General features: G+C 69.1%; 34 protein-coding genes and 1 pseudogene. 19 read left to right on the top strand and 16 right to left on the bottom strand.

The features are described from left to right. On the bottom strand, positions 1-1,238 hold a 1,238-nt coding region (gene nhaA / locus ACOJUF_RS20895), incomplete at its 3' end, for a Na+/H+ antiporter NhaA (RefSeq protein WP_420123740.1). A 119-nt stretch (positions 1,239-1,357) separates the two neighbouring features. Between nhaA and ACOJUF_RS20890 the strand changes: the two genes are divergently transcribed. The 14 genes from ACOJUF_RS20890 to ACOJUF_RS20825 all read left to right on the top strand — a co-directional run bounded on the left by ACOJUF_RS20890 (position 1,358) and on the right by ACOJUF_RS20825 (position 11,121). Further along, entirely contained in the window at positions 1,358-2,287 is a 930-nt protein-coding gene (locus ACOJUF_RS20890) for a helix-turn-helix domain-containing protein (RefSeq protein WP_420123739.1), read from the top strand. Further along, positions 2,284-2,709 carry a VOC family protein gene (locus ACOJUF_RS20885; RefSeq protein ID WP_420123738.1) on the top strand — a complete coding sequence of 142 codons (426 nt, stop codon included), beginning with the start codon at positions 2,284-2,286 and terminating at the stop codon, positions 2,707-2,709. Before ACOJUF_RS20890 ends, ACOJUF_RS20885 begins: the two co-directional genes overlap by 4 nt. A 61-nt stretch (positions 2,710-2,770) precedes the next feature. Continuing rightward, positions 2,771-3,994 (top strand): DNA polymerase IV, encoded by a 1,224-nt coding sequence (gene dinB / locus ACOJUF_RS20880; protein ID WP_420123737.1) that lies wholly within the window; start codon positions 2,771-2,773, stop codon positions 3,992-3,994. A gap of 14 nt (positions 3,995-4,008) precedes the next feature. Then, the gene (locus ACOJUF_RS20875) at positions 4,009-4,515 is read left to right on the top strand and encodes a GyrI-like domain-containing protein (RefSeq protein WP_420123736.1); all 507 of its coding nucleotides are present in this window, start codon (positions 4,009-4,011) and stop codon (positions 4,513-4,515) included. Positions 4,516-4,577: 62 nt separating this feature from the next. Beyond that, a complete protein-coding gene (locus ACOJUF_RS20870) occupies positions 4,578-5,414 on the top strand; it encodes an LLM class flavin-dependent oxidoreductase (protein ID WP_420123735.1) in 837 nt (278 codons plus the stop codon). A 111-nt stretch (positions 5,415-5,525) separates the two neighbouring features. Beyond that, positions 5,526-6,782: a hypothetical protein gene (locus ACOJUF_RS20865; protein WP_420123734.1), complete on the top strand. Its 1,257-nt coding sequence runs from the start codon at positions 5,526-5,528 to the stop codon at positions 6,780-6,782. 302 nt (positions 6,783-7,084) lie between these two features. Next, positions 7,085-7,942 carry a type II secretion system F family protein gene (locus ACOJUF_RS20860; RefSeq protein ID WP_420123733.1) on the top strand — a complete coding sequence of 286 codons (858 nt, stop codon included), beginning with the start codon at positions 7,085-7,087 and terminating at the stop codon, positions 7,940-7,942. Continuing rightward, a complete protein-coding gene (locus tag ACOJUF_RS20855) occupies positions 7,939-8,814 on the top strand; it encodes a type II secretion system F family protein (RefSeq protein ID WP_420123732.1) in 876 nt (291 codons plus the stop codon). Before ACOJUF_RS20860 ends, ACOJUF_RS20855 begins: the two co-directional genes overlap by 4 nt. A 129-nt stretch (positions 8,815-8,943) precedes the next feature. Next, positions 8,944-9,324 (top strand): hypothetical protein, encoded by a 381-nt coding sequence (locus ACOJUF_RS20850; RefSeq protein ID WP_420123731.1) that lies wholly within the window; start codon positions 8,944-8,946, stop codon positions 9,322-9,324. Next, positions 9,321-9,578 (top strand): hypothetical protein, encoded by a 258-nt coding sequence (locus ACOJUF_RS20845; RefSeq protein WP_420123730.1) that lies wholly within the window; start codon positions 9,321-9,323, stop codon positions 9,576-9,578. The genes ACOJUF_RS20850 and ACOJUF_RS20845 overlap by 4 nt, the downstream gene beginning before the upstream one ends. Then, on the top strand, positions 9,575-9,787 hold the full coding sequence (locus ACOJUF_RS20840) for a hypothetical protein (protein ID WP_420123729.1): 213 nt from the start codon (positions 9,575-9,577) through the stop codon (positions 9,785-9,787). Before ACOJUF_RS20845 ends, ACOJUF_RS20840 begins: the two co-directional genes overlap by 4 nt. Continuing rightward, the gene (locus tag ACOJUF_RS20835; RefSeq protein WP_420123728.1) at positions 9,784-9,939 is read left to right on the top strand and encodes a hypothetical protein; all 156 of its coding nucleotides are present in this window, start codon (positions 9,784-9,786) and stop codon (positions 9,937-9,939) included. The genes ACOJUF_RS20840 and ACOJUF_RS20835 overlap by 4 nt, the downstream gene beginning before the upstream one ends. A 106-nt stretch (positions 9,940-10,045) precedes the next feature. Further along, positions 10,046-10,717 (top strand): NYN domain-containing protein, encoded by a 672-nt coding sequence (locus tag ACOJUF_RS20830; protein WP_420123727.1) that lies wholly within the window; start codon positions 10,046-10,048, stop codon positions 10,715-10,717. After that, the gene (locus tag ACOJUF_RS20825) at positions 10,714-11,121 is read left to right on the top strand and encodes a hypothetical protein (RefSeq protein ID WP_420123726.1); all 408 of its coding nucleotides are present in this window, start codon (positions 10,714-10,716) and stop codon (positions 11,119-11,121) included. The genes ACOJUF_RS20830 and ACOJUF_RS20825 overlap by 4 nt, the downstream gene beginning before the upstream one ends. A 16-nt stretch (positions 11,122-11,137) precedes the next feature. On the opposite strand, the gene ACOJUF_RS20820 is transcribed toward ACOJUF_RS20825, so the two are convergent. The 14 genes from ACOJUF_RS20820 to ACOJUF_RS20755 form a co-directional block, all read right to left on the bottom strand. After that, on the bottom strand, positions 11,138-11,410 hold the full coding sequence (locus ACOJUF_RS20820) for a hypothetical protein (protein ID WP_420123725.1): 273 nt from the start codon (positions 11,408-11,410) through the stop codon (positions 11,138-11,140). Continuing rightward, complete coding sequence (locus ACOJUF_RS20815) at positions 11,407-14,910, bottom strand: phage tail tape measure protein (protein ID WP_420123724.1); 3,504 nt, start codon at positions 14,908-14,910, stop codon at positions 11,407-11,409. The genes ACOJUF_RS20820 and ACOJUF_RS20815 overlap by 4 nt, the downstream gene beginning before the upstream one ends. Positions 14,911-14,934: 24 nt before the next feature. Beyond that, a complete protein-coding gene (locus tag ACOJUF_RS20810; protein ID WP_420123723.1) occupies positions 14,935-16,380 on the bottom strand; it encodes a hypothetical protein in 1,446 nt (481 codons plus the stop codon). Between the two features lie 204 nt (positions 16,381-16,584). Further along, entirely contained in the window at positions 16,585-16,956 is a 372-nt protein-coding gene (locus tag ACOJUF_RS20805) for an HNH endonuclease (RefSeq protein ID WP_420123722.1), read from the bottom strand. After that, complete coding sequence (locus ACOJUF_RS20800) at positions 16,956-17,174, bottom strand: hypothetical protein (protein ID WP_420123721.1); 219 nt, start codon at positions 17,172-17,174, stop codon at positions 16,956-16,958. The genes ACOJUF_RS20805 and ACOJUF_RS20800 overlap by 1 nt, the downstream gene beginning before the upstream one ends. Further along, positions 17,174-17,341 carry a hypothetical protein gene (locus ACOJUF_RS20795; protein WP_420123720.1) on the bottom strand — a complete coding sequence of 56 codons (168 nt, stop codon included), beginning with the start codon at positions 17,339-17,341 and terminating at the stop codon, positions 17,174-17,176. The genes ACOJUF_RS20800 and ACOJUF_RS20795 overlap by 1 nt, the downstream gene beginning before the upstream one ends. Positions 17,342-17,352: 11 nt before the next feature. Beyond that, on the bottom strand, positions 17,353-17,991 hold the full coding sequence (locus tag ACOJUF_RS20790; RefSeq protein WP_420123719.1) for a hypothetical protein: 639 nt from the start codon (positions 17,989-17,991) through the stop codon (positions 17,353-17,355). 11 nt (positions 17,992-18,002) lie between these two features. Beyond that, positions 18,003-18,356: a hypothetical protein gene (locus ACOJUF_RS20785; protein WP_420123718.1), complete on the bottom strand. Its 354-nt coding sequence runs from the start codon at positions 18,354-18,356 to the stop codon at positions 18,003-18,005. Between the two features lie 47 nt (positions 18,357-18,403). Then, a complete protein-coding gene (locus tag ACOJUF_RS20780) occupies positions 18,404-18,688 on the bottom strand; it encodes a hypothetical protein (protein ID WP_420123717.1) in 285 nt (94 codons plus the stop codon). A gap of 402 nt (positions 18,689-19,090) precedes the next feature. Next, positions 19,091-20,386: an AAA family ATPase gene (locus ACOJUF_RS20775; RefSeq protein ID WP_420123716.1), complete on the bottom strand. Its 1,296-nt coding sequence runs from the start codon at positions 20,384-20,386 to the stop codon at positions 19,091-19,093. Then, positions 20,383-20,967, bottom strand: a complete 585-nt coding sequence (locus tag ACOJUF_RS20770) for a hypothetical protein (protein WP_420123715.1) — start codon at positions 20,965-20,967, stop codon at positions 20,383-20,385. Before ACOJUF_RS20770 ends, ACOJUF_RS20775 begins: the two co-directional genes overlap by 4 nt. Next, complete coding sequence (locus ACOJUF_RS20765; protein WP_420123714.1) at positions 20,957-21,169, bottom strand: hypothetical protein; 213 nt, start codon at positions 21,167-21,169, stop codon at positions 20,957-20,959. Before ACOJUF_RS20765 ends, ACOJUF_RS20770 begins: the two co-directional genes overlap by 11 nt. Positions 21,170-21,288: 119 nt before the next feature. After that, positions 21,289-21,762, bottom strand: a complete 474-nt coding sequence (locus ACOJUF_RS20760) for a hypothetical protein (RefSeq protein ID WP_420123713.1) — start codon at positions 21,760-21,762, stop codon at positions 21,289-21,291. After that, positions 21,759-23,147, bottom strand: a complete 1,389-nt coding sequence (locus ACOJUF_RS20755; protein ID WP_420123712.1) for a recombinase family protein — start codon at positions 23,145-23,147, stop codon at positions 21,759-21,761. Before ACOJUF_RS20755 ends, ACOJUF_RS20760 begins: the two co-directional genes overlap by 4 nt. Before the next feature lie 155 nt (positions 23,148-23,302). Between ACOJUF_RS20755 and ACOJUF_RS20750 the strand changes: the two genes are divergently transcribed. The 5 genes from ACOJUF_RS20750 (at position 23,303) to ACOJUF_RS20730 (ending at position 26,591) form a co-directional block, all read left to right on the top strand. Next, positions 23,303-23,530 (top strand): hypothetical protein, encoded by a 228-nt coding sequence (locus ACOJUF_RS20750; RefSeq protein ID WP_420123711.1) that lies wholly within the window; start codon positions 23,303-23,305, stop codon positions 23,528-23,530. Next, complete coding sequence (locus tag ACOJUF_RS20745; RefSeq protein ID WP_420123741.1) at positions 23,527-23,916, top strand: TadE/TadG family type IV pilus assembly protein; 390 nt, start codon at positions 23,527-23,529, stop codon at positions 23,914-23,916. Before ACOJUF_RS20750 ends, ACOJUF_RS20745 begins: the two co-directional genes overlap by 4 nt. Beyond that, positions 23,913-24,413 carry a hypothetical protein gene (locus ACOJUF_RS20740; protein ID WP_420123710.1) on the top strand — a complete coding sequence of 167 codons (501 nt, stop codon included), beginning with the start codon at positions 23,913-23,915 and terminating at the stop codon, positions 24,411-24,413. Before ACOJUF_RS20745 ends, ACOJUF_RS20740 begins: the two co-directional genes overlap by 4 nt. Further along, a complete protein-coding gene (locus ACOJUF_RS20735) occupies positions 24,410-24,913 on the top strand; it encodes a pilus assembly protein TadG-related protein (protein ID WP_420123709.1) in 504 nt (167 codons plus the stop codon). Before ACOJUF_RS20740 ends, ACOJUF_RS20735 begins: the two co-directional genes overlap by 4 nt. 1,495 nt (positions 24,914-26,408) lie before the next feature. Then, a complete protein-coding gene (locus ACOJUF_RS20730) occupies positions 26,409-26,591 on the top strand; it encodes a hypothetical protein (RefSeq protein WP_420123708.1) in 183 nt (60 codons plus the stop codon). A gap of 5 nt (positions 26,592-26,596) precedes the next feature. Here ACOJUF_RS20730 and ACOJUF_RS20725 read toward each other — a convergent pair. Then, positions 26,597-26,897, bottom strand: a pseudogene (locus ACOJUF_RS20725) (HNH endonuclease); the annotation flags it as partial.

The raw sequence follows: 26,897 nt of genomic DNA, 5'->3' as shown, positions 1-26,897 counted from the left end.
GCCCGGTACCGCCGGTTGCGCAGCCGCAGCACCACGGCGGCCAGCAGGGCGGCGGTCAGCGACCCGGTCAGCACAGCGATCTTGACGTGGTCGTCGGCCTCCGGGTTCGCCGCGAACGCCAGCTCGCCGATCAGCAGCGACACGGTGAACCCGATGCCGGCCAGCATCGCGACCCCGGTCACGTCCGGCCAGGTCAGGCCCTGCTGCAGCGGCCGGCGCAGCGCCTTGGAGGTCAGGAAAGGGGCGGCCAGGATGCCGATCGGCTTGCCCACGACCAGGCCGCAGATGATGCCGAGCGCGATCGGATCGGTCAGCGCGGAGGCGAACCCGCTGAGCCCGCCGATGGTCACCCCGGCCGAGAACAGGGCGCACAACGCCACCCCCACCCCGGCCGCGATCGGCCGGCGCACGTGCGCGAACCGTTCGGCGAGCCCGGTGCCGGGCTCCTTGTCGCGGGGGTGCGGCCGCACCGGCACGGTGAAGGCCAGCAGGACGCCGGCCACCGTGGCGTGCACCCCGGACGCGTGCACCAGGATCCAGGTGGCCACCGCCAGCGGGAGCAGCAGGTACCAGTGGCTGATCCGCCGCTGCACCAGCAGCCCGAACCCGGCCAGCGGGATCAGCGCCAGCGCCAGGTACCCCAGCTGCAGGTCGGCGGTGTAGAACACCGCGATCACGATGATGGCCAGCAGGTCGTCGACCACGGCCAGCGTCAGCAGGAAGGTCCGCAGGCCCGAGGGCAGGTGGGTGCTGATGACGGCGAGCACGGCGACGGCGAAGGCGATGTCGGTGGCGGTCGGGATGGCCCAGCCCTTGGGGGCCGAGCTCGCGGCGAAGACCAGGTAGATCGCGGCCGGCACGAGCATGCCGCCGACCGCGGCGAACACCGGCACCGCCGCGCGTTTCGGGTCGCGCAGGTCGCCGGCGACGAACTCGCGCTTGAGCTCGAGGCCGGCGACGAAGAAGAAGATGGCCAGCAGCCCGTCCGCCGCCCAGGCCTCCAGGGACAGGTTCAGGTGCAGCACGTCGGGCCCGGCGATCGCGTCGAGCATGGCGAAGTAGGAGGCCGACCAAGGCGAGTTCGCCCAGACCAGCGCGATCACGGCCGCCCCCAGCAGCAGGGCGCCGCCGACCGTCTCCTTGCGCAGGATCTGGGCGAGCCGGCTGTCCTCCGCCCAGGACCCGCGGGAGAACATCGACGAGTCCGACGGCGTTCCGGACGGGTCTGGAACGGGCATGCAGGATCCTTCCGCCGACCAGACTTCCCGGCACACCATCCGTCGGCCCGCGGTCCGGGCGAATCAGCCCACCCTATCGAGCCGGGCCGCCCGAACCGGTCGCGGGCTACCGTGATCACATGTCCGCCGACCCGCCGCCCGAGGCGCTGGTCCGGCTGGTCCCGCCGCCCGCGGCCCGGGCCGCGGTGCCCGGGATGGTCGGCTACCGGATGCCGCCGCTGCCCGGTGAGCACCGCGGTTTCCCCAGCCCCTGGCTCACGCTGGTGTTCTCGCTGTCGGGGGCGCTGCCCATCGCCGTGCCCGACGGCGGCCGGATGCGGTCGGCCGAGTTCCACGTCCCGGTCGGCGGCCTGCACACCCGCGCGGTGGTGATGCCCCGGCGCCTGCCGCACGCACCGACCGCGGACCAGCGCGGCATCCAGCTGGCGGTCCACCCGCTGGCCGCGCGGGCCGTGTTCGGCCTGCCCGCGGCCGCCCTGGCCGGCGAGGTCCTGGAGATCGACGAGTTGGTCGCGGACGGGGCCGAGCTGGTCGCCGACGGACCGGAGCTGGCCGCCCGCCTCGCCGGCGACCGGCCCGGCGGCCTGTCCGGCGAACTGTCCGGCGGACTGTCCGGGGCGGCCGCGACCGCGGTCGTCGCCCGCTGGCTGACCGCCCGCATCGGCGCCGCGGACGCCGACCCGCCCACCCCCGAGCTCGCCCGGGCCTGGCAGGTCATCGTCGGGCGGCACGGCCGCGTCCGGATCGGCGACGTCGCCCAGGAGGTCGGCTGGTCGCGCCGGCACCTGACCACCCGCCTGCGGGCCGAGATCGGCGTGGGCGCGAAGGATCTGGCCCGGCTGGCCCGGTTCGCCCGGTCCCGCGAGCTGATCGGCCGTCGCGACCGGAGCCTGGCGCAGGTCGCGGCGGACGCGGGTTACGCCGACCAGCCGCACCTGACCACGGAGTGGCGCGAGTTCGCCGGCTGCAGCCCCGGCCGGTGGATCGCGCAGGAGTTCCCTTTTGTGCAAGACGGCGACGCCGCCCGGTCGGCAGACTCGCCGGCATGACGACAGCAACCCGCACCCGTCCCGGGGCCTGGCCCACCCTCTCCTACCGCGATGCCGAGGCCGCGCTGCACTTCCTGACCGAGGTCGTCGGCTTCACCGAGTCCGTGGTGCACCGCGGCGGCGACGAGCGGCCCATCGCCCACGCCGAACTGCTGTGGCCGGACGGCGGCGGCATCATGCTCGGCTCCGAACCCGAGGAACGCTGGTCGGGGCCGGCCGGCGCCCCGGGCACCGGGACCATCTACCTGTCGGTCGGCTCGGCCCCCGACCTTGACGTGCTCGCCGGGCGGGTCACCGGCGCCGGCTGGCCGCTGCTGCGCGAGCCGGCGGACACCGACTACGGCAGCCGCGAGTTCGCCTTCACCGATCCTGAGGGCAACGCCTGGAGCGTGGGCACCTACGCGGGCGCCGAGGCCGGCTGATCCCGGTTCCGGCGCGCCGGGCCGGATGACCCTCGACCCGGCGTGCCGGATATGCGAACATGTGTTCGTGCGGATCGGCGGGAGCAGGACGGATGCGTCCATCCTGCATGCCGATCTGGATGCGTTTTTCGCCTCGGTCGAGCAGCGGGACAACCCGCGCCTGCAGGGTCGCCCCGTCATCGTCGGCGGCGGGGTCGTACTGGCCGCCAGCTACGAGGCCAAGGCGATGGGCGTCAAGACCGCGATGGGCGGCCGGCAGGCCCGCGCACTGTGCCCGGACGCCGAGGTGGTCGAGCCGCGGTTCGCCGCCTACTCCCGGGCCAGCAAGGCGGTGTTCGAGGTCTTCCGGGCGACGACCCCGCTGGTCGAGGGCCTGTCCATCGACGAGGCGTTCCTCGACGTCGGCGGCCTGCGCCGGGTCGCCGGAACCCCCCGCGAGGTGGCCGCCGGGTTGCGTGCCCGGGTGCTGGCCGACGTCGGGCTCAAGATCACCGTCGGCGTCGCCCGCACCAAGTTCCTGGCCAAGGTGGCCAGCGGGGTGGCCAAGCCGGACGGGCTGCTGGTGGTGGAGCCCGAGGCCGAGTTCGAGTTCCTGCACCCGCTGCCGGTGCAACGCCTCTGGGGGGTCGGCCCGAAGACCACCGCCAAGCTGCACGCGCTCGGCATCACCACGGTCGGTCAGGTCGCGACCCTGGACGAGGCCACCCTGGTCACCGCGCTGGGCGGCGGCGCCGGCCACCATCTGCACGCCCTGGCCCACAACCGCGACCCGCGCGTCGTGCAGGTCGGCACCCGGCGCGGGTCGATCGGGTCCCAGCACGCGATGGGCCGCGGGCAGCACACCGTGGCCGAGATCGACGCGATCGTGATCGGCCTGGTCGAGCGGGTCACCGGGCGGATGCGCAAGGCCGGGCGGGAGGGCCGCACGGTGATGCTGCGGCTGCGGTTCGACGACTTCACCCGGGCGTCCCGGTCACGGACGCTGCCCCGGGCCACGTCCAGCACCCCCGTCGTGCTGCAGGCGGTGCGCGACCTGGTGGCGGTCGCGATGCCGACCATCCGCGACCGCGGCGGGCTGACGCTGCTGGGGGTCGCGGTCGGCAACCTCGACGACGGCGACGGCCAGCTGGAACTGCCGTTCACCGAGCGGGAGTCGCCGGCCCGGGCGGCCGCGCTGGACCGGGCGATGGACGGCATCCGGGACAAGTTCGGCTCCGCCTCGCTCACCCGCGGGGTGCTGATGGGCCGCGACACCGGTTTCACCATGCCCGGCCTGCCCGACTGAGGTGCAATGGCGTCATGGCCGGTTCCGATCCGCACGTCCTCGACCGCCCGGCGGTGCCGTTCGTCGGGACGACCACCGGGATCACCCTGGCGACGATCGCCGAGATCGCCGACCGCATCCCCGAGCTGGTCGGGGCGCTGGTCGCCCACGGCACGACGCCGGCCGGCGCCCCGTTCTTCCGCTACCTGGAGATCCACGGCGAGGCCATGACGGTGCAGGTGGGCGTGCCGGTGCCGGCCGGCGCGACGCTGCCCGAGCACGTGACCCCGTTCCCCACCGAGGCGGGTGAACTCCCCGCCGGCCGTTACGTCACCACCACCCACGTCGGCCCGTTCGACGGGTTGCTCGCGGCGACCGCGAGCCTGATGGCCTGGGCCGACGATCAGGGGCTCGATCTGGACCGCGAGATCGCCGACGGCGTGGAGAAATGGGCAGCGCGTCTGGAGATCTACCTGACCGACCCGCGCCTGGAGACCGATCCGGCCCGCTTCCGCACCGACCTGGCGATCAAGGTCCGCTGACGGCTGCGGCCCGGTCGCGTCGCTGCCGCGGCACTGTCGGACCCCTCTGGCACAGTGCGCGCATGGCCGACCTGCAGACCGGAATCGTGATCAGTGCCGCCTCGTCCCGGGAGTTCGCCGATCTGGCCGTCGCCGCGGAGGCGGCCGGTTGGGACGCGATCTTCACGTGGGAGGCGGTGTGGGGGCAGGACGCCTGGATCACGCTGACCGCGGCCGCGATGGTGACCGAGCGGATCCGGCTCGGCACGATGCTCACTCCCCTGCCCCGCATCCGCCCGTGGGACCTGGCCGGCCGGGTGGCCACCCTCGACGCGCTGTCCGGCGGGCGGGTGCAGCTCGCCGTCGGGATGGGTGCGTTGCACGAGGGGTGGCTGGCGTTCGAGCGCGACGAGGGCCGGCGGGTCCGGGCCCAGAAACTGGACGAGGGCCTGGCCGTCTACGACGGTCTGATGCACGGGCAGCCGTTCTCCTTCTCCGGAACGCACTACCAGGTCACGCCGACCGATTTCATGCCCCCGCCGCCACCGGTGCAGCAGCCACGGGTGCCGGTTTGGGTGGTTGGCGCCCACCCCTCCGTCCCGTCGTTGCGGCGGGCCGCCCGCTGGGACGGGCTGCTGTCCACGAAGGTCGGGTACGCGGCGGAGACACCCTTCGGTCCGGCCGATCTCGCCGATGTGGTGGCCGCGGTCCGGCCGCTGCGGGCCGAGGCCGGCCTGCCGTGGGCCGGGTACCAGGTGGTCGCCGAGGGCGTCTCGCCCACCGGTTCGGCCGGCGACGCGCTGGTCCGTGAGTGGGTCGACGCCGGGGCGACGTTCTGGGTCGAGTCCGACTGGTCGATGGGGCCGGACGCCGTGGCCCGGCACCGCGCCCGCATCGACGCCGGGCCGCCACGGGTCTAGGTCGGGGTGGGACCTGGCCGGCATTGCCGCCCGAACGGGCAGCCGACCCGTCCCCTTCGGGAAGGCCCGACGGCCTGGGCCGGGTGCCGCCGTTCGCCATAGATTTCGGCGATGGAACCGGCGCGCGCGACTCCGGAGCCGGCGCCGGCCCGTCCCGCCGGCCCCGTCCGCGCGACGGACGTGCCGGCCGCACCCGCCGGCACCACGGCGGATGCCCGCCACGGGCCCCAGTCCGGCCGGTGTGACCTCGGCAGCCGCAGCCGGCACGTGGTCGGCCTGCAGCGGCTGGCCGGCAACGCCGGCGTCACCCGGCTCGTCCAGCGCAACCCCGGCCCGCCGGGCGTGGTCCAGCGCTCCGCGGAGACCGAGAAGGCGCTGGCCGCGATCCAGGGTCAGGCGATGTTCGCCCTGCTGCCCGCGGTCGCGGCGCTGCCGCCGGAGGTCCGGGCCGATGAGAAGGGCGCCCAGTTCGTCGGCGGGCCGCGGCTGGTGCTGGCACTGCGGGCCGTGGCGCAGAAGGGCAACTGGGCGGCGTTCGCCGGCGCCAACGCGGCCGAACGGGCCGCGCTGCCGCTGGACCAGATCGACGACCTCATGCGCTACGTCGGCGCCCCGCCCGACGTGCGGACGTTCGATCGCAGCGCATTCGACAACCGCTTCGACGCCCTGGTCGATCCGACCACCGGGACGATCACCCTGATCATGCGGATCAAGATCGAAATGCTGGAAGGGCAGAGTTACAGCGGCGATCCGGCCGGCACCAAGGAATGGGAGAAGAACAACATTCCGGCGTTCCGGGCCTTCGGGCCGAAGCTGAAATCCGCGATCGAATCGGGGTGGGCAGGCACCGGATCGGTCACCCCGGTGACCAAGGGATTGAAGGTGCCGGTGTTCGCCACCCGGGTCTCGGTCCAGATCGTGGACAGCGGCGAGCACATCGCGTTCAAGCTCTACGGCGCGACCTCGGGCGTGCGCTCCCACGTCGACCAGCGCCTGGAGCCGGGCGCGACCGGCCGGACCGGCGCCCTGCAGATCGGCGACAACGACCCGAAGCCGACCAGCCTGGAGCACCGGGACCACACCAAGGTCTCCAGCCGGCAGGTCACCTCCGCGCACGAGTTCGGCCACGCGATGGGCCTGCAGCACGTGCGGTGCACCGGCGACGGCGTCTGTTACGGCGTCAACCAGGCCGAATACGACAGCGTGATGGGCGGCGGCATGTCCCTGGGGCCGGTCGTCGTCGGCGCGGGCAGGGGCGCGAAGGTCCACGACAACCTGGTGCCGTTCGAGAAGATCGGCGAGGTGTGGGGCAAGGCAGTGTTCCCCGGACCGCTGGCGGCGAAGCTGGGCGCCTGGGGTCCGGCCTGACGGTCACACCCGCCGGCCCGGCCGACGGGTCTGACCGATCGTGGTCGACGGTCACCCAGCGAGGACCCGGACGGGGACCCCGACTCACCCGGACGACGGGGAGCCCACCCCGGCCGGATCAGCCGAGTCGATCCGGAATTCGATACGACGGCCCGGATGTGAGCCGTCCGGAATCGTGACGCGAGCGCATCGCCGACAATTGCCGGGACTTATCCACAATCACCGAAAGTTGATTTCTGCCCCACCGACCGGCGTGGGTATCGTCACCCGATCGCGACGAATGGGCGGACGGAGGCGGACGGGTGGGGGCCTTTCTCGGTCTGATGCTCGGCCTGGGGCTGCTGCTGATCTGGCACGGCCTGGCCACCGCGGCCGCCCCCTCCCGCGCCCGGCGGCCACCGTTCGAGGGCACCCGGGAACGGCTGATCCAGGCCGGGCTGCCCGGCGTGTCCCCCGTCCAGCTGTTCGCGCTGCAGGGCCTGGCCGCGGTGCTGGTCGGGGTGCTCGGGCTGGCCCTGACCGGATCGATCAGCGTGTCGGTCATCTTCGCGCTGTTCGCCGGCGCGGTGCCCCGGCTCATCGTGTCCCGGCTGCGCCACAAACGGCAGGCCGACCTGCGGGAACTGTGGCCCGAGGTGGTCGACAACCTCACCTCCGGGGTGCGCGCCGGCCTGTCGCTGCCCGAGGCGCTGACCGCGATCGGCGACCGCGGGCCGGAGCAGCTGCGCGACCCGTTCCGCCGGTTCGGCGCGGACTACCGCACCACCGGCCGGTTCAACGACTGCCTCGACCGGCTCAAGGCGACCCTGGCCGACCCGGTCGGCGACCGCGTCATCGAGTCGCTGCGGGTGGCCCGCGAGGTCGGCGGCACCGACCTGGGCCGGCTGCTGTCGACCCTGTCCGGCTTCCTGCGGGACGACGCCCGCACCCGCGCCGAGCTGCTGGCCCGGCAGACCTGGTCGGTCAACGCGGCCCGGATGGCGGTGGCGGCGCCGTGGCTGGTGCTGGTCCTGCTGGCCACCCAACGCGAGACGCTCCAGGCCTACGACACCCCGACCGGAACCGTCATCCTGTTCGCCGGGGCCGCGCTGTCCTTCGTCGCCTACCGGCTGATGATCCGCATCGGCCGGCTGCCCGAGGACAGGCGGGTCCTGCGATGAACCCGCTGCTGCTCGGCGGGGTCCTGGGCGCGGTCGCCGCGGCCGGTCTGCTGCTCGCCGTGCTGTCCCTGCCGCCGCTGCGCCGTCCGACGATGTCCGACCGCATCGCGCCCTACCTGGCCGATGCCGGCCGGCCGTCCCGCCTGCTCGCCGGAGCGGTCCCCGGGTCGGCGACCGGCCCGCTCGGCCGGCTCACCGCCCCGCTGGTCCGCGACGCGGTCCGGTTCGTGGACAAGGTCATGGGCGGCCGCGGTTCGGTCGAACGGCGGCTCGCCGCCCTGTCCTGCCCGCTCACCGTCGACCAGTTCCGGGTCGAGCAGGTCCTCTGGGGCTCCCTCGGCGCGGCGATCGGCGCCGGCATCGGGGTGATCGCCGTCGTCCTGGGGCAGTCGAACCCGTTCATCCTGATCCTGCTGGTGCTGGGCTCCGCCGTGGCCGGCGTGCTCGGCCGCGACTGGTGGCTGACCCAGGCGGTGCAGAAGCAGGAGGCGGAGATCATCGCCGAGTTTCCGGTCGTCGCCGAGATGCTGGCCCTGTCGGTCACGGCCGGCGAAAGCCCGACCGGGGCGATCGACCGCATCACCACCCTCGCCCACGGGCCGCTGGTCGGCCAGCTCAGCGGAGTGCTCGCCGAGACCCGGGCCGGCACCCCGTTGCTGACCGCCCTGACCAACCTGCGCGACCGCACCCGCCTGGAACCCCTGGCCCGCTTCCTGGACGGGATGGCCGTCGCCATCGAACGCGGCACCCCGCTGGCCGACGTGCTCCGCGCGCAGGCGGCCGACGTCCGCGCGCTGTCCAAACGCCAGCTGCTCGAATCCGGCGGTCGCAAGGAAATCGCGATGATGGTGCCGGTCAACATGCACTCATAGTGTCTCTGCTACCCCGCCCCGATCGAGGGCGGCGAGGAGAGAGGGTCAGCAATGACCACCTTCGCATCACCACCCGTCAGCCCCTGCCCGGTCGCCTGGTGTCAGGATTCCGGCGCGCACAAGTGGCCGATGGAGGAAGGCATCGAGCTGGAGCGGCTCCACACGGTGGACGTCCTGGACACGCCGACCCGTTTCAACAAGCGGGTGGTCGTGACCGCGGAGGTCTACGAGACGCCGACCGAGACGGAGCCCGGCGTCGAGGTGGAGAACGGCGACCACCTCTACAACCGTGAGCAGGTCGAGACGTTGATCGCCGCTCTCCGTGAGGCGGCCGACCTGGCCTTTGGCCCGGCTCCGGAAGATGTCCCCGCCACACCCGGACGCGACGAGTCCGCCGCCGCACTGGTGGAGCTGATGGACCGCGCGCTGCGGCCGTACGACGTCAATCGGCTCGTCGCCGCCGCGTTCCGCTACCGGAACGCCTGCATCGCCGCCGGAGAGACCCGATGAGCGCGCGCAGCCGGAGCGTGGCGACCATGCTGCGCCAAGAGGCCGCCGCGAACGGCTGGTCTCCTGTGAAGTTCCGTAAGGCCGCGCAGATCCGTCGGAAGGTGATGATCGGCCACAAGGCGGTCGCCATCCCCGAGCTTGAACGCGGCGCCCGGCTGCTCGGCCTGAGCCCGTGGGACCTGATTATCGGGGCGGTCGAGGCGGCGGACAGCGCAGGGGCCGTGCATCTGCGGCGGCCGAGGCGAGACGGATGACCGACATCGTCAAGTGCACCCGCTGCGGGCGTAGGTACCGCGGACATGGTGAATGGAACGTGGTGGTCAGCGCAGGACGGCCCACCGGCTACCTGTGCCCGGGCTGCCAGACGACCGAGGAGAACGTCGAGGCCGTCATCAACGAAGCTGGCCTCCACTACATGGGCGCGGACAACCAGGGGCGGTTGATCGCGCGCCAGAAGCGATGAGGCGCCACCGTCGCGTCACCCGCCGCGCCCTGCGCCAAGAGGTCAACCGGGTGTTGGCCGAGCTGGACGCGGCCAACCTCGGGCTCCTGGACCGGCGGGACCGGGAGCGGTGGACACCGGGGATGCTGGATCGGCTGTGGCGGGAGCTGTAGGACTGGATGTAAACAAAAGCGGCCCCGGGTTTGCCCGGGGCCGCTGGACCACAGCCGCGAGGCCATGGCGGGGTACGGGAAGTAATATACGCGTCCACGGAGTCAGATGTTCACGTGGGGAACATCACGGTTCCGTAAAACGGTCCGGGGGGTCGGGGTGCAGCGTCTCATCGTCTACATCGACGGGTTCAACCTGTACCACGGCATCCATGACTGGGCTGGACGCAAGAAGTTGTGGCTCGATGTGGTAGCGCTCGCGAAGAGCCTGCGCCCCGCAAGCCAGTTGATCTCGGTCAGGTACTTCACCGCACCTGTCCTCGACCAGCCAGAGGCAGCCTCGCGCCAGTCGACCTACCTGGACGCGCTGATGGCGAGATCCCCCGGGGTCTTGACAATCATCCAAGGTCGATACCAGCGGAAGGAGATCTTGTGCCGAGGTTGCGGCCGGGCCCGGCCGCACTACGAGGAGAAAGAGACGGACGTCAACATCGCAGTTTCGATCGTCGAGGACGCCGCGATGGCGGCGTCGGACGCGGCCCTTGTCATCTCAGCCGACTCCGACCTGATTCCCGCGGTCAAGACCGCCCGCCGGTTGAACAGCTCACTTTTCATTGCTGCCGCCTTCCCGCCGGAGCGCTACTCGGCGCACCTCCAACGATTGATGCCCGCGTCCTTCCTCATCAGCCGAACAAAGATCAATCAGGCGCAGATGCCACCCGTCGTCATCGAGCCATCGACCGGTCGCCGCTTGAAGCGTCCATCGAAGTGGTACTCGTGACTAAAACGCTTGTCTTCGATGGTGTCGTCTATCCCGTGATCTCGACACGGAACAACGGCGACCACCTCATTGGCTACCCCAACACGGAGCCAGCCGAGTTCCTGTATGCGAAGCACACGCCACCCGTCCACGGCCTTGCGAAGGGGTCGGGGAACCCGCTTGTTGCTGATGTCAGGATCGGTGATCGACTCGCCATCCACCGGCACGGTGACCATTGGTTGGTCTCTGGCCCGAGCGGGCCACTGGGACGGTTGCGATGGAGCGTGGCGGACCAGGGGCGCCGTCACGCAGTGTCCGGAGAGGTCATCCACTTCCCTGACACGGCCACGCTCGAAGTGAAGCGCCTCGTGATCAATCCGAGCGGTCAGGTCGTCGACTTCGCTGGGATGACGTCTCAAGCCTGACGCCAGCCCGGCATCGTCACCCCATCACATCCACGATGACCGGCTGCCCGCTGACGAAGTAGACGAACACGGAACGGCCATCGGCGACACCGGCGTCAACGGCATCGGCGAAAGCCCGGCACCAGTTCGTGCGACCGACCGGCATGGGTTCGACGAAGCCGCCGCCGCGAAGACTGACCAGATGGTCGCCGGGACGGACACCCGACACCTGGAAGAAGCCCGCGTTGGTCGGCGGCTCGCGGACCAACTCCCTCTTGAGGATGCGAGCGAGATCCCCGGGCCCGTTCATGAACGGGCCATCGCCGTCACGAGTTCACTGCCGACCTGCACGAGCTTGCCGTCCACGATGATCTCCGTCCGGGCGTCAAGCTGCTGTCCGTCGATGTAGTTGTTGACAGTGATCGCCGGCGTCCGACCCGCGTACCCGTCGGCGATCGCCTGCGCGTGCGTGATGTACGCCTGCGACTGCGCCGGATCGAGCACCGCTTCCGGCTTGTTCAACATGTTCACCGTCGGGGTAACGCCCGGCATCAGCCAGCCGCCCCAGTCGTACGCCACGCCCCGCATCCCTGCCGGGATCGAGCCGTACCGCGCCAGGACGTACCGGATCGACGCGATGATGTTGGACAGCGGGTCGTAGATGTCGCTGCTGTAGCCCGGCAGCGCGTACGCCCGGAACGTCGGGTCGATGACCTGCATCAGACCCTTGCTCGGAGTGCCGCGAACGGTGGCGTTGGAATCTGTGAGATTGATGGCTCGCGGGTTGCCGCTTGACTCCGTGCGCATCTGGTTCAGGACCACGTCCGCGTAGGACGCCGGCTGTCCAGTCAGGCCCAGGGCTTGCAGAACCGTAGACCGCCACCGCTCGACACCGGAGCCGGCCACCTGCGAGAACAGCCCGCTGGCGACGTTTGCTGCCTGGTTCAGGATGCCGCCCGCGCCGATCTGGTTCGGGCTGACGTGGATCTCGAAGTGCATCGGGTCCGGCGTGCCGCTGAAGTCGCCACCCCACAGCATGCCGAACTTCGCGGCGAGGCTGTGCGCCAGCTCGGCCGGGATCACACCTCGGCCGGACCGCCCGTACCCAGGAGCGCCGTTGCCGTTGAATGGGGCGTTGATGTCGACGGCCAGACCGTAGGAGTGGAACGATGGGGCGCCAGGCGAGTTCACGTTGTTGCGGTTCTCGAAGCCGTACAGCGGCGACAGCAACCCGCCGGGAATCTGCGGCACCAAGGCGGACAGCAGCGCCCCCCATAGTCCCTCGGTGCCACCGGCGACACCGCCCAGGATCGGGTTGCCGTTCCACGAGTACGGCACGATGCCCTGCGCGCGGTTCCAGCCGAACGAGCTGGGATCCTGCGACAGGTTCAGGCCACCGCTGACCGACGAGCCGAACAACCCGGACCAGAGAGTGGACAGGAAATCCTTGGCCTTGCCGATCGCCGAGTCGATCAGGGTCTTCGCCCACGGATCGCCCGCGCCGACCATCTTCTTGCCGGTCAGCTCAGCCATCGTGGTGCCGTAACCGACCACACCGCCCCGCGCGAAGCCGTACTCAGACAGACGTCCTTGCTCGGCGGCCCGGTTCCACGCGGAGACCGTGCTGGCGCCGCCGATCGCCTTGGTGAACTCCGGGACGAACACCGACTCACCGGACCGCAAGCCCCAACCGACCCCATTCGGGAGCCGCCCGAGGACGTTGTCCCGCCGACCAGGGTCACTGCCGGGGATGACACCACCGCGAGCCGACCCGCCGGCGAACGGGTTCGCGGTGACGTACCCCTCCGGCGTGGAGATCGTGCCGTCCGGGTTGAACGTCAGATCGTCGAACAGCCCGGTGATCGCGTCGGCGACCTTGCCGATACCTGCCTTGATGCCGTCGACGATCCAGCCGACGACCTTGCCGCCGAACTCCAAGAGCTTCCCGCCGATCGAGGTGAACGAACTCCAGATCCCACCCAGCAGCGAGTTCGGGTCACCCGGGGAACCCGTGATCCACTCCCACAGCGCTGACGCACCGTCCTTGATGCCCTGAACGATCCACCCGATGAACTCCTTGCCACGGTCCAGAACCCAGGAGCCGAAGGCGGCAACCCGGTTCCAGACCGCCTGGGGCAGAGCTGTGAACCAGTCCCACACCTCGGACGCCTTGGTGGTGATGCCGTCCCAGATCCACTGAAGGAACTGCTCCCCCTTCTCGACCAGGAAGGAACCGAACGCGCTGATCCGTTCCCACGCCCAGCCCGGCAGGCCGGACAGCCAGTCGAGGATCTTCCCGCCGATCCCGGTGATCACGTCCCACGCCAAGCCGATGATGTTCTGGATCTGATCCCAGATCCCGGAGAAGATCGTCTTGATGCCGTCCCAGGCACGGGACCAGTCACCTGTGAACACCCCGGCGATGAAGTCGATGATGCCGCCGAGGATCGTGAACAGATTGCCGAAAGTGTCGCCGATGAACTGTCCGACCCGCTGGACCGTCGGCAACAGGTTCTCCTCGAACCATGCCCACACCTGCTGCCCCGCCGGCAGCAGCACCGTCATGAAGAAGTCCGAGACCTTCTGGATCACCGGGGCGAGATGTTCACCGAGCCACACGGTCAGGTCGTTGATGACCGGGGTCAGGTTCTCTGCAACCCATGACGTGAAGGAACTGATCGCGGGTATCACCTGATCGCTGATGAACCCGACGAGCTTCGACTTCATGTTCCGCCACAGCAGTTCGATGCCGGACGTGGTGGACCCCATCGCCTGGTCCATCGCGTCTGCTGCACCGGCTGCGTCACCCATCCCGCCGGACATCCCCTTTAGCCCCTGGAGGAACTCGGGAATGTCCTGCACGTTCATGTCTTCCAGCGGCGTACCGAACAAGGCCAGGGCAGCCTGTGATTGCGCAGCAGGGTCTTGAACGTTGAGAAGGGCATCGGTGATCTGGTTGAAGGCACCCTTAGCGCTGTCACCGCCAGCCAGGATGCTGTTCGTCATACCCTGGGCGTCAAGACCGAGCGACTGGAAAGCAGCCGTGCTGGACGTTGACATGTCCGTCGCGCGGATCGTGAATTCCTTGATCGCGTCGCCGGTCTTGTCAATGCCGAACGTGCCCTTGGAGGCACCGTTGACCAGCGCGTCGAACGCCTGGTTACCGGAGAACCCGAGGGTGCGGAAGAACTGGCTGTACTCGTCTGATGCGTCGGCGATGTCCCCGCGCAGCGCGGCCGGGACCTTCTGCGACGACTTGGTCAACAGGTCAAACGCCTCGTCCGCGTTCTTCACCAGCCCAGATCCCAGCAGGGTGTTCACGTTCTGCGCGACCGACTCGACATCGCCGCCGAACGCCTGCGAGAACGAGAGCGCCTTGCCGGTCAGCTTTTCCAACTGCCCATCCGGCAACTTCAGGTTCTGGAAGGCAGACTGTATGGACCCAACGGAGTCCGTCAACTCGCCGATCGAGTCGCCGTAGCCCGCGGCATACAGGGAGCCGGCCGTCCTGCCGAGGCCCTTCGCTTCGTCCGGTGACAGCCCAAGCGAAGCCTGTGCTTTCGCCTGTGCCCCCTTAACGTCCAACGCCTCCGAGTAGGCATCCATGAACGCCGTGCCAACCGCGAGACCGATGCCGGCAATTCCGGCCAGCGCCTTGCCCTTGAACCCGCCGAGGAACGAGTCGCCGGACTCGGTTCCCGTCCGATCCGCCTGTTGAGTCACACCCTTGAACAGGTCATTGATCTTGGAATCGAACCCACGCATCGTGGGGACGATCGAGACATAGGCGGAAGCGATCTCGTAGGGCATCCGTTTCTCCGTTTCCTTGACGCGCTAAAGCCACTGGGTGGTGACGGACCCGGTTCGTCCCGCGCTGACCCGGCGGGGCTCGCCCGGTTGCTTCCGGCGCGGCTTGCGCACCTCACCGGAGTCGACACCCCAGACAGCCAGCGACACCGCCAGCAACGCCGACGATCCCGGCGCTTTCCGGTCCCACCCGAAACCTTGCCCACCGGCCATCGGCCTCTGCGCCGCGCCCAGCACCGCGCGGGTCAACTCGACTTGTCCACGATGCCGGGTCTTCTCATCCGCCACCGCGTCGAACAGTGCACCGGCGGCGGCTACGACTTCCCGGGTCCCGGCCAACGTCGGGCGCACCCCGGCGGAGGTCCAGTCCAGTTCTGCGCACGGGTTCCGCGCGTCCATCACCACCGCACGGACGTGCGGGGTCAAGCGTTGCGCCACCCACCCGGGCAGCCACCCCAAACCGTCCTGCGTCTCGTACCACTCGATGTGCAGCAGGTCGTCAGCCCGCCGTCCGGCGATACACACGGTCGCCGCATCCCGCGATGGTGGAGCATCCACCCCGATAGCGATGCTGCGCGCCGGCGTCGAATCGGGATCGGTCAACGCCTCCCATCGCTCGGCGTCGAACACCACCGGTCCCGACCCGCGCGGCAGGAACATCGACAGCCGTTCTGCCCGGAACTGGTCCGTCGGCAGAATCGATCGGTCGTCCATGACCGCCTGGATCGGCACCCGGCCCGCTGCCACCGCAGGATTCACCCGCACCCACAGGTCCCGGTCGTCGATGTCGGCGCCCCACTCCGCGCACCACTCCCACCACGCCAACCGTGGGTTGAGCCCCTCGTGCGCGGCACGGCGCATCGTCGTGAACGCCTCCGCATCATGGGTCGGCCCCGGAGCGGTCCCCACGTACAGCGACTGAGCCCGCGGCCGGGCGAACACCGTCGGCGCCAACGCTCCAACCTCAGCGGCCGGCAAGTCTTCCGCCTCGTCGACCACCAGGCGGTCGATCGACAAGCCCCGACCCGCGGACGCGGATCGGGTCGTGAACGACACCCGGGCGCCAGAGGCGAACTCCAGGTACTCCATCCCCACCTGATGAGACCGGCGACGCACCAACCGGGTCAGGTCATCGTGGCTATCGACCACCGCCACCAACCTGCGGAACGCGTCCGAGCTGGTCTTCACCGCATGCGCTGTATGCAGCACGCACTCCCTGAGCAGCAGCAGCCCGGCCAGCTCCAGGGCCACCAGGATCTGGCCCTTGCCGTTCTGTCGGCCCACCACCAAGCCCGCTTGCGCCGCCGACCACCCGCCACCCGACTCACGCAACACGCCCCGCACGATCGCGGCCTGCCAGTCATCCAGCGGCACCCCATACGCCCGCGCCAACTCGACCGCCTCCCGGCCAGTCGCCTCATCACCATCGGGAACCCGCGAGAACGTCGGCTCGGTAGCCAACGAGATCGTCACGACGCACCCCGCTTCTGCCGACGCGCCGCGATCTCATCCAACGGGGAACTTCCCGCCGCCGGAGCCAGATCCGCAATAGCCGCCAGAGTCATCCGGTACTCCCTGGACACCGCCGCCAGGTCCCGCGGCGAGGTGCCCGAGTCGCTCAACACCGCCTCCAGACGGGCCCTCAGGGCCTCCAGGCGCCCCAGATCGCCCGCAGGCTCACCCACCCGGCACCCCTGGGGCATTGGGGGCTCCAGATGTATTCCTATGCCTCGAGGGGTCGCTGGGGGCCTGGCGCCGGTCCCCTTCCCCCCAGGTGGTCAGGCTGCCGCTGTTGACTCCGACGGTTCCGGTCGGCAGGTTGCTGCGTTGCCGGTTGCAGGTGTTGTGCGCTGGGCGCAGACCCTCGTAGTTGTCGGTGCCGCCCAGGCTGGTCGGGATGCCGTGGTCGACCACGAAGCTCTTGGGATCGGGGAACACCAAGTTCAGGTCGATCGGCTGCTTGCAGAACACGCAGGGTTCGCCGGCCATGACGCGCCGGGCGACGCGTCGGCGCGCCCGGTCGCGGATGGCCTTGCTGGCGAATGGCATCAGGACTTCGCCGCCTTGGCCTTCGCCTTCGCGTCGAACCACTCGAAGTTGGTCCATTCGCTGGACCTGTAGGTGTGGATCGGGTCCGCGCCCTCGTAGACGATGAGCGTGCCGTCGGCCAGCCTGGAGACTCCGTCTGCGTTCTGCCAGGTGACGATGGCGCCCGGTGGCGCCTGGGGGCTGGTGGAGGTCCGCGGTAGCTGCACCCGGTACCCCATCAGACGTCCTCCCACTTGACGGTGGTCCAGGACCAGGGGAGGTACTTCCTGACCAGGGTGGTCCCGTTGAACAGGCGGAGGGTGTTGTCGTCTGAGATGGCGGCTCCGTCGACGCCGGTGACGGTGTCGGTCGCGCCGGGCTTCTGCACCTTGAACTGGACAGCCATTGTGGTTCTCCTTATTCGCCGTTCGCTCGACGGGTGATCTCGGATTCGTAGGATCGTTCGAAGCCGCGGGGCTTCATGCCGCTGATCAAGGCGCCGGTGGTGAGTGCCTGCATGAAATCGTGGCGCCGGTTGTGGACGTTCCACAGTCGCTCGACCTTGTCGGCGAGATGTGGCCGGTCGGCGGCGAACTTGTTGACCACGCCCGCGTCGCCGATCTGGGTGGCCTGGTCGGCTACTGCGCGGGCAAGAACCTCATCACCGGAACGGGTTGCCTGGTTCAGCAGGTCCATCAACTGGTCTCCGCGCAGGATGTCCTTGACCCGGTCGGCGGCGTCGCGGCGGCTCATGGCGAGCTGAGCGACGTCACCGGGCAGTCCCTTGACACCGAAGACGCTGGAGGCGTCGTTGACGTCGGACGCGGCGGCCACCTTCGCCATGCTGGTCAGCTTGGCGGTGACCTCGTCGCCATGCTGCTGCCACGCCTTCGCGAGCAGTTGCTTGCGGTAGTCCTCGCTGATGGTGGCGTCGGCGAGGATGCTGTCGTAGCGTGCGCGCGCTTTCTCGACGGCCTGGCTCAGCACTTCCTGGCCCTCGGCGCCCTGACCGAACGCTGCCAGGGTGTTCATCGCCTCGGTGACTTCCGCTTCCACGTCTTTCTCCTTCACGCTGCCCGGCTGGCCCGGTACTGCTCGATGTCTGCCCGGGTGGTACGCCAACGACCGTCGACCAAGGTTCCCGTCAGCCGCTGGTCCGCGAGTGCCTTGCGGACTCCTCGGTCTGTCATTCCGAGAAGTCCGGCGGCTGTTGACGTACCAACCCAGTGATCTGACTGTGTCTCAGGTTCCGCTGATTCCGCTATCACGGTTCCGGATGCGGTACGAAATGCCAGGCCGGCCAGGCTGATTCCGAGGAGGACAGCGTCCAGCTCGGGGTCGGTGCCGCGGATCTGCTTGCGGATCTTGTCGAGACCGAAGCGGCGGTCCAAGATGTCCGCGATCCGAGCGGGGACGACCACGCATGCTCCGAGGTGTACGTACGTCTCGGGCGGGCGCCAAGCGCCTGTCATCGCTTCACCTGCCGGTCGACCATCCGGCGGATCTGCTCCGCCTGGTCACGAAGCATCGGCGCGACCGGCCAGCCGGCTGCGTCGGACGCTTCGAGCACGGGTCCGACGACGCCGACCGCGAGGGTGCCGAGCGCGACGTACAGCACCTTCGGGAACGTCTCGTCACCGACCAGGGCGCGGGCCCTGGCCATGAGCGCTTGGACCGTGGCTTCGTCTCGCGCGTGGACCGCGATGTCAGCGGCGAGCTGGTGGCCGATGGCGTCGACGAGGCCCGCGGCCATGAAACCCGACGGGACCGGGAAGTACTCGGTCATGCCGCATCGCCGCCCTTGCGCGTACGGGTGCGTGCTCGGTCAGCACGCTGGATCGTGACGGCGCCGCAGTTGCGGCAACGGCCGCGGATCGCGGTGCCCGGCCAGAGCTGCGGTTGGAACTCCCAATCGGGTCCGGGGCAGTGGGGTGCGTGTTCGGTTGGCTGAATCACTGCATCTCCTGGAGGTAGTCGCCGGTGACGATCTCGGCGTCGCTGAGGTGGTGGAGCCCGCGGCGGCGGGCGTCGACTATGGCGTCGGTGTAGATGGACTCGTCCAGCGCGGTGCCGTGGAGCCGACCTCCGCAGTGGCCGCATCGACATCGGTCGGGCTGGCTCGTGGCACGGAGGCACGCGGTCGTGCAGCAGGCCGTCATGACGCCGCCCGGCTGGCCCGACCTTGGCAGGGATTGCATCGGCCGTCTTTGACCAGGTCCCGCGGGTGGCCGCAGTCCGCGCAGGTGGTGCCGGCCTTGATGCCGGGAGCGCACCGTCGGCAGGCCGGACCGCGAGCTGTCGGGACCGCGGCGAACACGAGAGGTGTCGAGCAGATCGGACACCCACCCTGTACCCCGGTTACGTCCGTTACGGGTGTTACGGCGTCACGTTCCACCCACTCGATCGAGACAACCGTCGTGCCGGTCTCCGGATCAACGAAGTCCTCGATCGGTGTCGCATCCGTTACGTCGGCCGTAACAGTCGTAACGCCCGTAACTGGGGTGTAGAGGCCGGTGCTCGGTTTGAGGATGCGACCGGACTTCTCCAACCGCTGGAGGTAGGGACGCACCTTGTCCTGGTCGATCCCGATGTGCTCGGCGACCGCCTTGGCCTTGACGCCGTCTGGGTGCTTCCCGATGAACTCGACGATCTCGGTGGACCGGTCGCTCAACCCGGTGGTGATCTGGGCACGGTGCGCGGCAGCCTGGGCCTCGGCGAGACCGTTGCCGTCCAGATCCCAGCGTCCGGCATCGGGACGCCAGACCATGGCGTACTTCGTCTCCTCGACGTCCCGGCCGGTGATGTCCAGCTCCCCGTGCAGCTCGCCTCGGGTGCGGCTCAGAACGATGGTGCAGTCCGCGGCGCCAGCGATCCCGTTGGTTCCGGACACCTGCTCCAGGAAGTCAGCCGACGCCATCTTGCGGACGTGGGTGACGACCAGGATGGCCACCCCGTGCTTGTCGGCAACCACCTTCAACTGGTTCATCACCGCGTAGTCCTCGGCATACTGGTTGCCGTTGGACGAGCTGAGACCGCGGATCTTGGCCAGCACGTCGACGACCACGAGGCGTGCGCCTGGGTGGTCGGTCAACCACCGGTCGAGCCGGTCGGCACCACCTTGCTGAAGTCCTGGCCACTCGGTGGAGATGTGCAACCGATGCGGTGCAGGCTGGACGCCGAGAACCTTGCGGAGCCGGCCTTGCAGGCGGCGGGCGGTGTCCTCCAACGCCAGGTACAGCACGTCCCCTTGCAGGATGTCGATGCCGCCGAGGGCCGAGCCAGTGTCACCGGCGATGTCCACAGCCAGGTTGAGCGCCAACCACGACTTGCCGACCTTCGGTGGTCCGGCGAGCAGGGTGACACCTTCGGCGATGACTCCAGACACAGCCCACTTCGCCACCGGCAGCGTGGTGGACAACAGCTCGGCGGCCGTCCAGTAGCTCTTGGTCATCTGTCCACCGCCGAGTACAGGCCGAGCAGAGGCAGCAGCTTCTCCACGAGGCACGCGAGATCGTCATGGTCGGCTTCACCTGAGCGAGCGGCCTGGGCGAGTCGGTCGGCTGCCTCGGCCAGGGCGCGGCGCCGGCCAGCGCCGGCGTACGGCATCGCCAGGATCGCAGCGCCATCATCGAGCCGGACCGCGTCGCTGTAGGCGCGGGCAAGCCAGGTGATGGGGCCGCAGGGGTAGCGGGCCGGGATCGGGTCTCCGGGCCGGCGGGGCGCCCGTGCACGGGCGTACACGGTCGAGCTGAACTGCTCCGTCAACTCCAGGCGATCGGTCACGCCGTCCTGGTGCAGAACCCGCAGGATCTCCAACGCGTCGGCCGCCAACGGCGTGTCTAGGTCGCCCGGGCCGAGCATCGCGAAAACCTTGTCGCGGATGGCCGGGCTGGCATTGACGATGGCGCCGATCAGGAGTCGGTGTTCCTCCGCCAGAAGGTCGAAGCGGGTATCATCTACTACGTCGCCAGCATGACCATTCGAAGCCGCCTCGGTGCCCGCCGGGCGGCTTCGGTCGTTTTCACGCCGCATCGGCGCCACCACCCCGGAGAAGGGCGGAAAGCCGGTCGATCTGCTCCGGGCGAAGCGGCGGCGCCGATGCTACGACGCGCTGGACATACTCAGCGATGCGGGCGGTCGCGAGGTCTCGGGCGGTGTCGGCCTGGTTCGGCTTTTTCCACCGGACCGCCGCAGCGTGCTTGGCCTGGGCTACCGATTTCTCGGTCTTGGGCATAGCGGGACCCTTCGGTCCCGGCGCCCTGCACGATTCCGGATGCCTACATAGGCGGGCAACTGCTCCCTACGGTAGCAGCCTGCATGTCGTGGAAACAAACGTTCCCCACGATGCGACCATCAGTACGGTGGGATCGCCGGGAGGAAAGTCGGCCGCCGCGGGCGTCCAGGCTCGACCCCTTCCACCGCGCGGAGCGCGTCCGCCGCAATCACTGTCCCATGAAAGTGCCGACACTCAAACGACATGCCCGCCTGGGGGCCCCACTCTTCGAGCTCGCTGACGTCGTAAACCTGTCCGGGCCAATGACGTTCACCATCCAGCGTCTTCGACTTCCGCGCGGCCGGCACGGAGACCTGGGCGTTCAATCCGGGTGAGAACGTGTAGTCCCGAACGGCGCACAGCACCCGGCCCCCGACCTGGAACACCGTAGCGATCTGACAGTTCTTGGCCTTGCACATGTAGCGATGCAGGGTGACCTTCGGCAATAACCCCGCATTCCTCAGTTGCGTATGGGCCAAGTCCCGCGCAGCGGAGGCGTCCCCCGCCGAATTGAACACCGCCTCGAACCACTTGCCGATCTCGTCGTCTTTCACCCGGTCCTCCAAGCAATGCGGATCAACTCGGGGTCAAAGGACTTCCCCGGCCCGGACGGCAGAATGGTCACGGTGCACAACAACTCGATGACGGCCCGCTTCACGTCAAGCGGGGCCGCGTTCCATCGAGCCTCAGCATCCGGCCCGACCATTTCAGCGATCCCGGGCTCGGGCATCGCCGCCTGGATGCGTGAGCGGGCACGCTCGATCTGAGGCTTCAACTTCCCGGTGATCCGGGCGAGCTGCTCCCCCGTGATCAGCCCGTCGGCGAACTGGTCGGCCGCGATGTCCATCCGTGCGGTCAGTGCCTCGACGTCATCCCGCGCGCGTTCCACTTCCTCTGGGTCTCCCTCGGCGAGCGCAGCCAGCGCATCCGGCCTGGAAAGCCGCACGACAATCACACCCTCAACCACCGCGTCAACGTCTTCCTGCTTCCGGCGGATGCGTGTGCACCTTGGGCACACGTACGCGGGGGGCTGCCGCTTCCCGTGGGCGACTCGACCGACGTTGACGACCATCGTCCCGTCGCATCCGTCCCTTCCGCACCGAGCGATCCCTGTAAGCAAGTGCTTGCGGGTGGCGCCCCGGGTGGTCTTCCGGTTCGGGTCGGTGAGTAGTGCCACCACCCGCTCGTGTGTGCCCTGGTCGTAAATGGCGGGCCACGCACCGGGGCCGATCACCTGGCCGTGGTGGACGCGTTGTCCAGCGTTCCGGTCGCGCAGCAGGATCTGTTTCAACGTGGCAGACGCCCACGGCATACCGCGAGGCGAGGTCGAGCCGCGCGCGTTCAACTCGGCGGTGGTCGACCGGAGCGACATCCCAGACAGCAGCATCTTGGCGGCCGACCGGATCACCTCGGCCTGGTCGGGGTCCAGTTCATCGGTGCCATCGTCCCGGCGTCGGTATCCGAACGCGGCGAAGGAGTGAGGCTTCCCCGCCTCGGCCCGCTCCTGGAACTTCCGCTTTAGCCGGCGGGACTGCTGCTCGGTCTCGTGGCGAGCTACGGAGCCCTTCATCCTGGCGACAAGACGGCCCTGGGGTGTGGCCAGGTCGATTACCCCACCGATGCTGGCGAGTTCGAGCCCTTGGCGGTCAGCGAAGTCGATGATGTCCTCCAGTTCCCGGGGCGTGCGGGTGAGCCTGTCGACGTCCCAGACAACGAGCGCGTTGATCCGTCCGGCTCGCACGTCATCGAGCATCCGCTCATACTCCGGACGGACCTTGGACCGGGTGGCCGAGACGTCGTTGTCCACGTAGGTGCCCGCCAGCGTCCAGCCTCGACGCGCGACCTCGGCGGTACAGTCGGCGATCTGCCGGGCGACCCCAAGCCCGTCGCCTTCTGAGTCCTTGGAGATCCGCGCGTAGATCGCGGCCATCATGTCCATGCGAAAGAGGCTACAGATATCTATTGACACCGGTCGTGTTCCTGGTCCTGCCGATCACGATCCTCTTCGCCCTCTACCCCGGCCTGCTCGCCATCACCACGGTAGCCCAGTGAACCGTCCCCCTTCCCGCCCGACCACGCAGCCAGGAGGCCGCCATGACCCCGACCCACCGCGCCCTGGAATGGGTGAACGCCCTGACGGTCGCCCTCGTCGCCCGGCTCACCCCGGCCCCGGACGAGGACCGCGACCGCGGCGACGTCCCGGGCTGGGTGATGATCACGGTCATGACCGCGATCGTGGTGATCGCGCTGCTGGCCGTGTTCCGCGAGCAGGTGATCAACGCGGTGCAGAACGCGTTCCAGTCGGTGACCGGCGCGGGCTGACCGGCCTCGACGATCGGGACCGCGGCTCCTCCGTCGCGGAGTTCGCGCTGGTCCTGGTCCTGCTCCTGATGCTGTTCCTGGCGCTGCTGTCGATCGGCCTCTGGGCCTACGCACGGACGGTGTTGACGTCCGCCGCCGCCGACGCGGCCCGGGCCGCCGCCAACTACGACGTCGCCGCGGCCGTCACCACCGCTCAGGTCGCCGACCAGCTCGGTGACGGCGTCGTCGGCGGCACCCGGTCGTCGCTGCGGTGCCGTTCGACTGCCGACGGGCTCCTGGTGACGGTCACCTGCACGATGGACGCGCCCGGCATCGTCGGTCTGCTCGACGGGGTGCTGCCGGCCATCGAGGTCACCGGCCACTCCGCCAAGGAGACGGTCGCATGAGACCACGCCGGCACCGGCCACCGTCCGACCGGCCACCGCAGGAGCGTCCGGCGGAGGGCGACGAGGGCCGGGCGTTGATCGAGGTCATCTTCCTGGCGGTGCTGATCCTGATCCCGACCGTCTACATCCTGATTTCTTTCCTGCGGATCCAGGCGGCGACCTTCGCGGTGTCCCAGGGCGCCCGCGACGCCGGACGGGTCATGGACTTCGCGCCGACCACGGCGGTCGGGGTGGCCCGGGCCGAGGAGATCGCCCGGCTGGCGTTGACGGATCAGAACATCCCCACCGACGGGATGGACCTGCGGTTCGTCCCGGTCGGCGGGGACTGCGTGACGTCCGCCGAGGTGACCCCGTCGCTGCAGGCCGGCGCCGTCTACGACGTGTGCGTGGTGGCGATCGTGACGCTGCCCGGCGTCCCCAGTGTGATCACCGGCAGCCGCAACACGGTCAGCGGTGTCTTCACCCTCCACGTCGGCGACTTCCGGGAGAGCCAATGACGCGGCTGCCGGCGCGGCCGCCGAGCCCCGGCCCCCGAGTGGCGGCCGGACCGGACGACCGCGGGTCGATCACCCCGTTGGTGATCGGGATGTTCGTCTGCCTGCTGCTGCTGACCGCCGGGGTGACGGCGGCCGGATCGGCCTTCCTGGCCGGGCAGCGGCTGCAACGCTTGTGCGACGGGGCCGTCGCCGCCGCGGTCGGTGCCGTCGACCCCGCCCGTTCGTCCGCTGCCGGGGTTGCCGTCAGTGACCCGGTCACGGCCGCGAATCGGTACCTGGCGGTTCGCGGTCCCGACGTGGGGACGGTCATCACCGTCGGGGCCCAGACGGTGACGGCGCAATGCAGCAACGACGCGCCGATCACCTTCGGCGCCGTGTTCGGCTTCCCCACCATCAGCCGAACCGTGACCTCGACCAGCCAACCCATCCGGCGGCTGGGCGCGTCCTTGACACCGGACATGCCGTCGGCGACACCATTGCTCGAAAGGATCACCCTATGAACCTCGGTCCGCGACTCCGGGTCGGCGCCGTGGGCGCCGGAGTGATCCTTCTCGTCGCCGGCTGCACGTCCGGCACCGCCGACGCGCCACCATCCTCTTCAGTCGCGTCCCCCACCGCCAGCCCCTCGGTTGTCGACCCGAGTTCGCTCGAATCAGGTTCAAGTTCCGCTGCGTCCCCCTCGGCAAACCCCTCGCCTACCCGAGTTGAACAGTCGACACCTTCATCATCCGGCCTCTCGCCGCAAGAAGCTGCCGACAGAGCCGCGATTGAGGCACAGTGGGCCAAATTTTGGAAGATATACAACGATGTAGTTCGAACGCCAGCGGAGTTAAGAGATTCAGCTCTGGATCAAGTCAGCATTGACCCCATAAAGGCACAGATCCTTGAAGCCGCGCAACGATTTGAGTCCGAGGGAATCGATTACTACGGAACGGTGGTTCAGCATCCGTACTGGACTATTCCAGTGGATGGTCAAAGTGTCGCTGTTATGCGTGATTGCCAGGATCAGAGTAGCTATGGCTCGGTATGGGTGGCGACAGGTGAAAAGAGGTCCGTCGGAGTATCCAAGAACAATATTCAAGCAGGCTTCGTTCGGGGGAACGACGGTATCTGGCGGGTCCGCACCTTCGACCACCTTGCAGATGAGCCATGCTAGCAGTCGTCTCATTCCTGACGGTGATGCTGGTCTCCATTCCTGGAGTCTCTGTTATGACGCCTATTCGTGACAAAAATCTCGCGATCGCTAACGTTGAACCAATCATTGATGTGGACGCTGAGAATGGCGCCGCAGATGGAGTGGGCGGCACACTCCACACATCCGTCTCCAACGACGGCGACAGCAGCCCCGACCGTTATAGAGCTGCGGACAGCGAGCCCGCTGGGCCGAACTCAGATTTTCAGGTTCCACTTTCGCCGAACTCAGGTCTCGGACAGGTCCAACTCGACGCATGGTGCGGTTGGTCGGATGTTGCCGCGGTCCCGCCTGCAAACGATCCCGCCTGGGCTGGGAACGACCCATCGACGGGCACATTGAGATTCCGATCGTGCCCCATTCTCCTTCCGGGCACCCCTGGTGCGCCAGGAAACCTGGAGGGGAGGCCCGTGGAATATCAGTTCGCCCCGAATGGTGTCGCGGCAGCCCCTCCACCACCCAATCCCGCCACTCTTGCTCAGCAAGCCGTCGCTCTACTTCGAGTCCCGATCCCAGCAATCGGGGCCGGACCGGACCGCAACCGGCTCGCCGTGAATCTCTGGAGTTGGCTTTGGGTTGACGATCCCGGCCCTCTTTCGTCGACGGTCTCCCTTGCAGGGGTAACCGTAATCGCAACTGCAACGTTGGAATCGGTCACCTGGTCCCTCGGCGAACCCGCCCCCACCGGCGGCGCCTACGCTCCGGGAACACCGGTCACGGTCACCTGCCAGGGCACGGGAACCGCCCCACCACCCGACTACGACTGGAAAGCCGAACCTCCCTGCGGGCACAAGTACACCTGGATGTCCACCGCGGACCGCACCGGCGGCACCGGAAAATGGCCGGTCATCGCCACCACAAACTGGGCGGTCACCTGGCAGTCGAACACGGGCGTGAGCGGAGCGACCACCCTCAGCGCGACCGGCACCGACGCCCTGGAAATTGGCGAGTACCGCACCGTCCTGGTCCAGGGCGCGGGCGGCTGACAGCCCTACCCGGCTCCGGGCCATTGCAGGTCGATCTCGATGACCGGTAGCCAGGGCCGGGACCTGGGTGGTCGGGGTGGGCGGCTGGTGTACCGGTGCCCGGTCGGGGTGGTGGTGACGATCGTGCCGTCCTGGGTCCGGGTGGCCCACCCGGTCAGATCCTTCGTGAGGTTGCAACGAGCGCAGCGGCCGTTGCCGTTGCCGAGGTCGGTGACCCCACCCCTGGCGACCGCGACCGTGTGGTCGGCGTGCCGGATCGGCGCCCCGCACCACGGCGTCCGGCACACCTGGTCCCGCACCGTCAGG

Origin of the sequence: Nakamurella sp., assembly GCF_048594475.1 — a bacterium.
Classification (GTDB): Bacteria; Actinomycetota; Actinomycetes; order Mycobacteriales; family Nakamurellaceae; genus Nakamurella.
The sequence above is the reverse complement of the archived record's forward strand: the minus strand, read 5'-3'. Positions and strand labels throughout refer to the sequence as shown.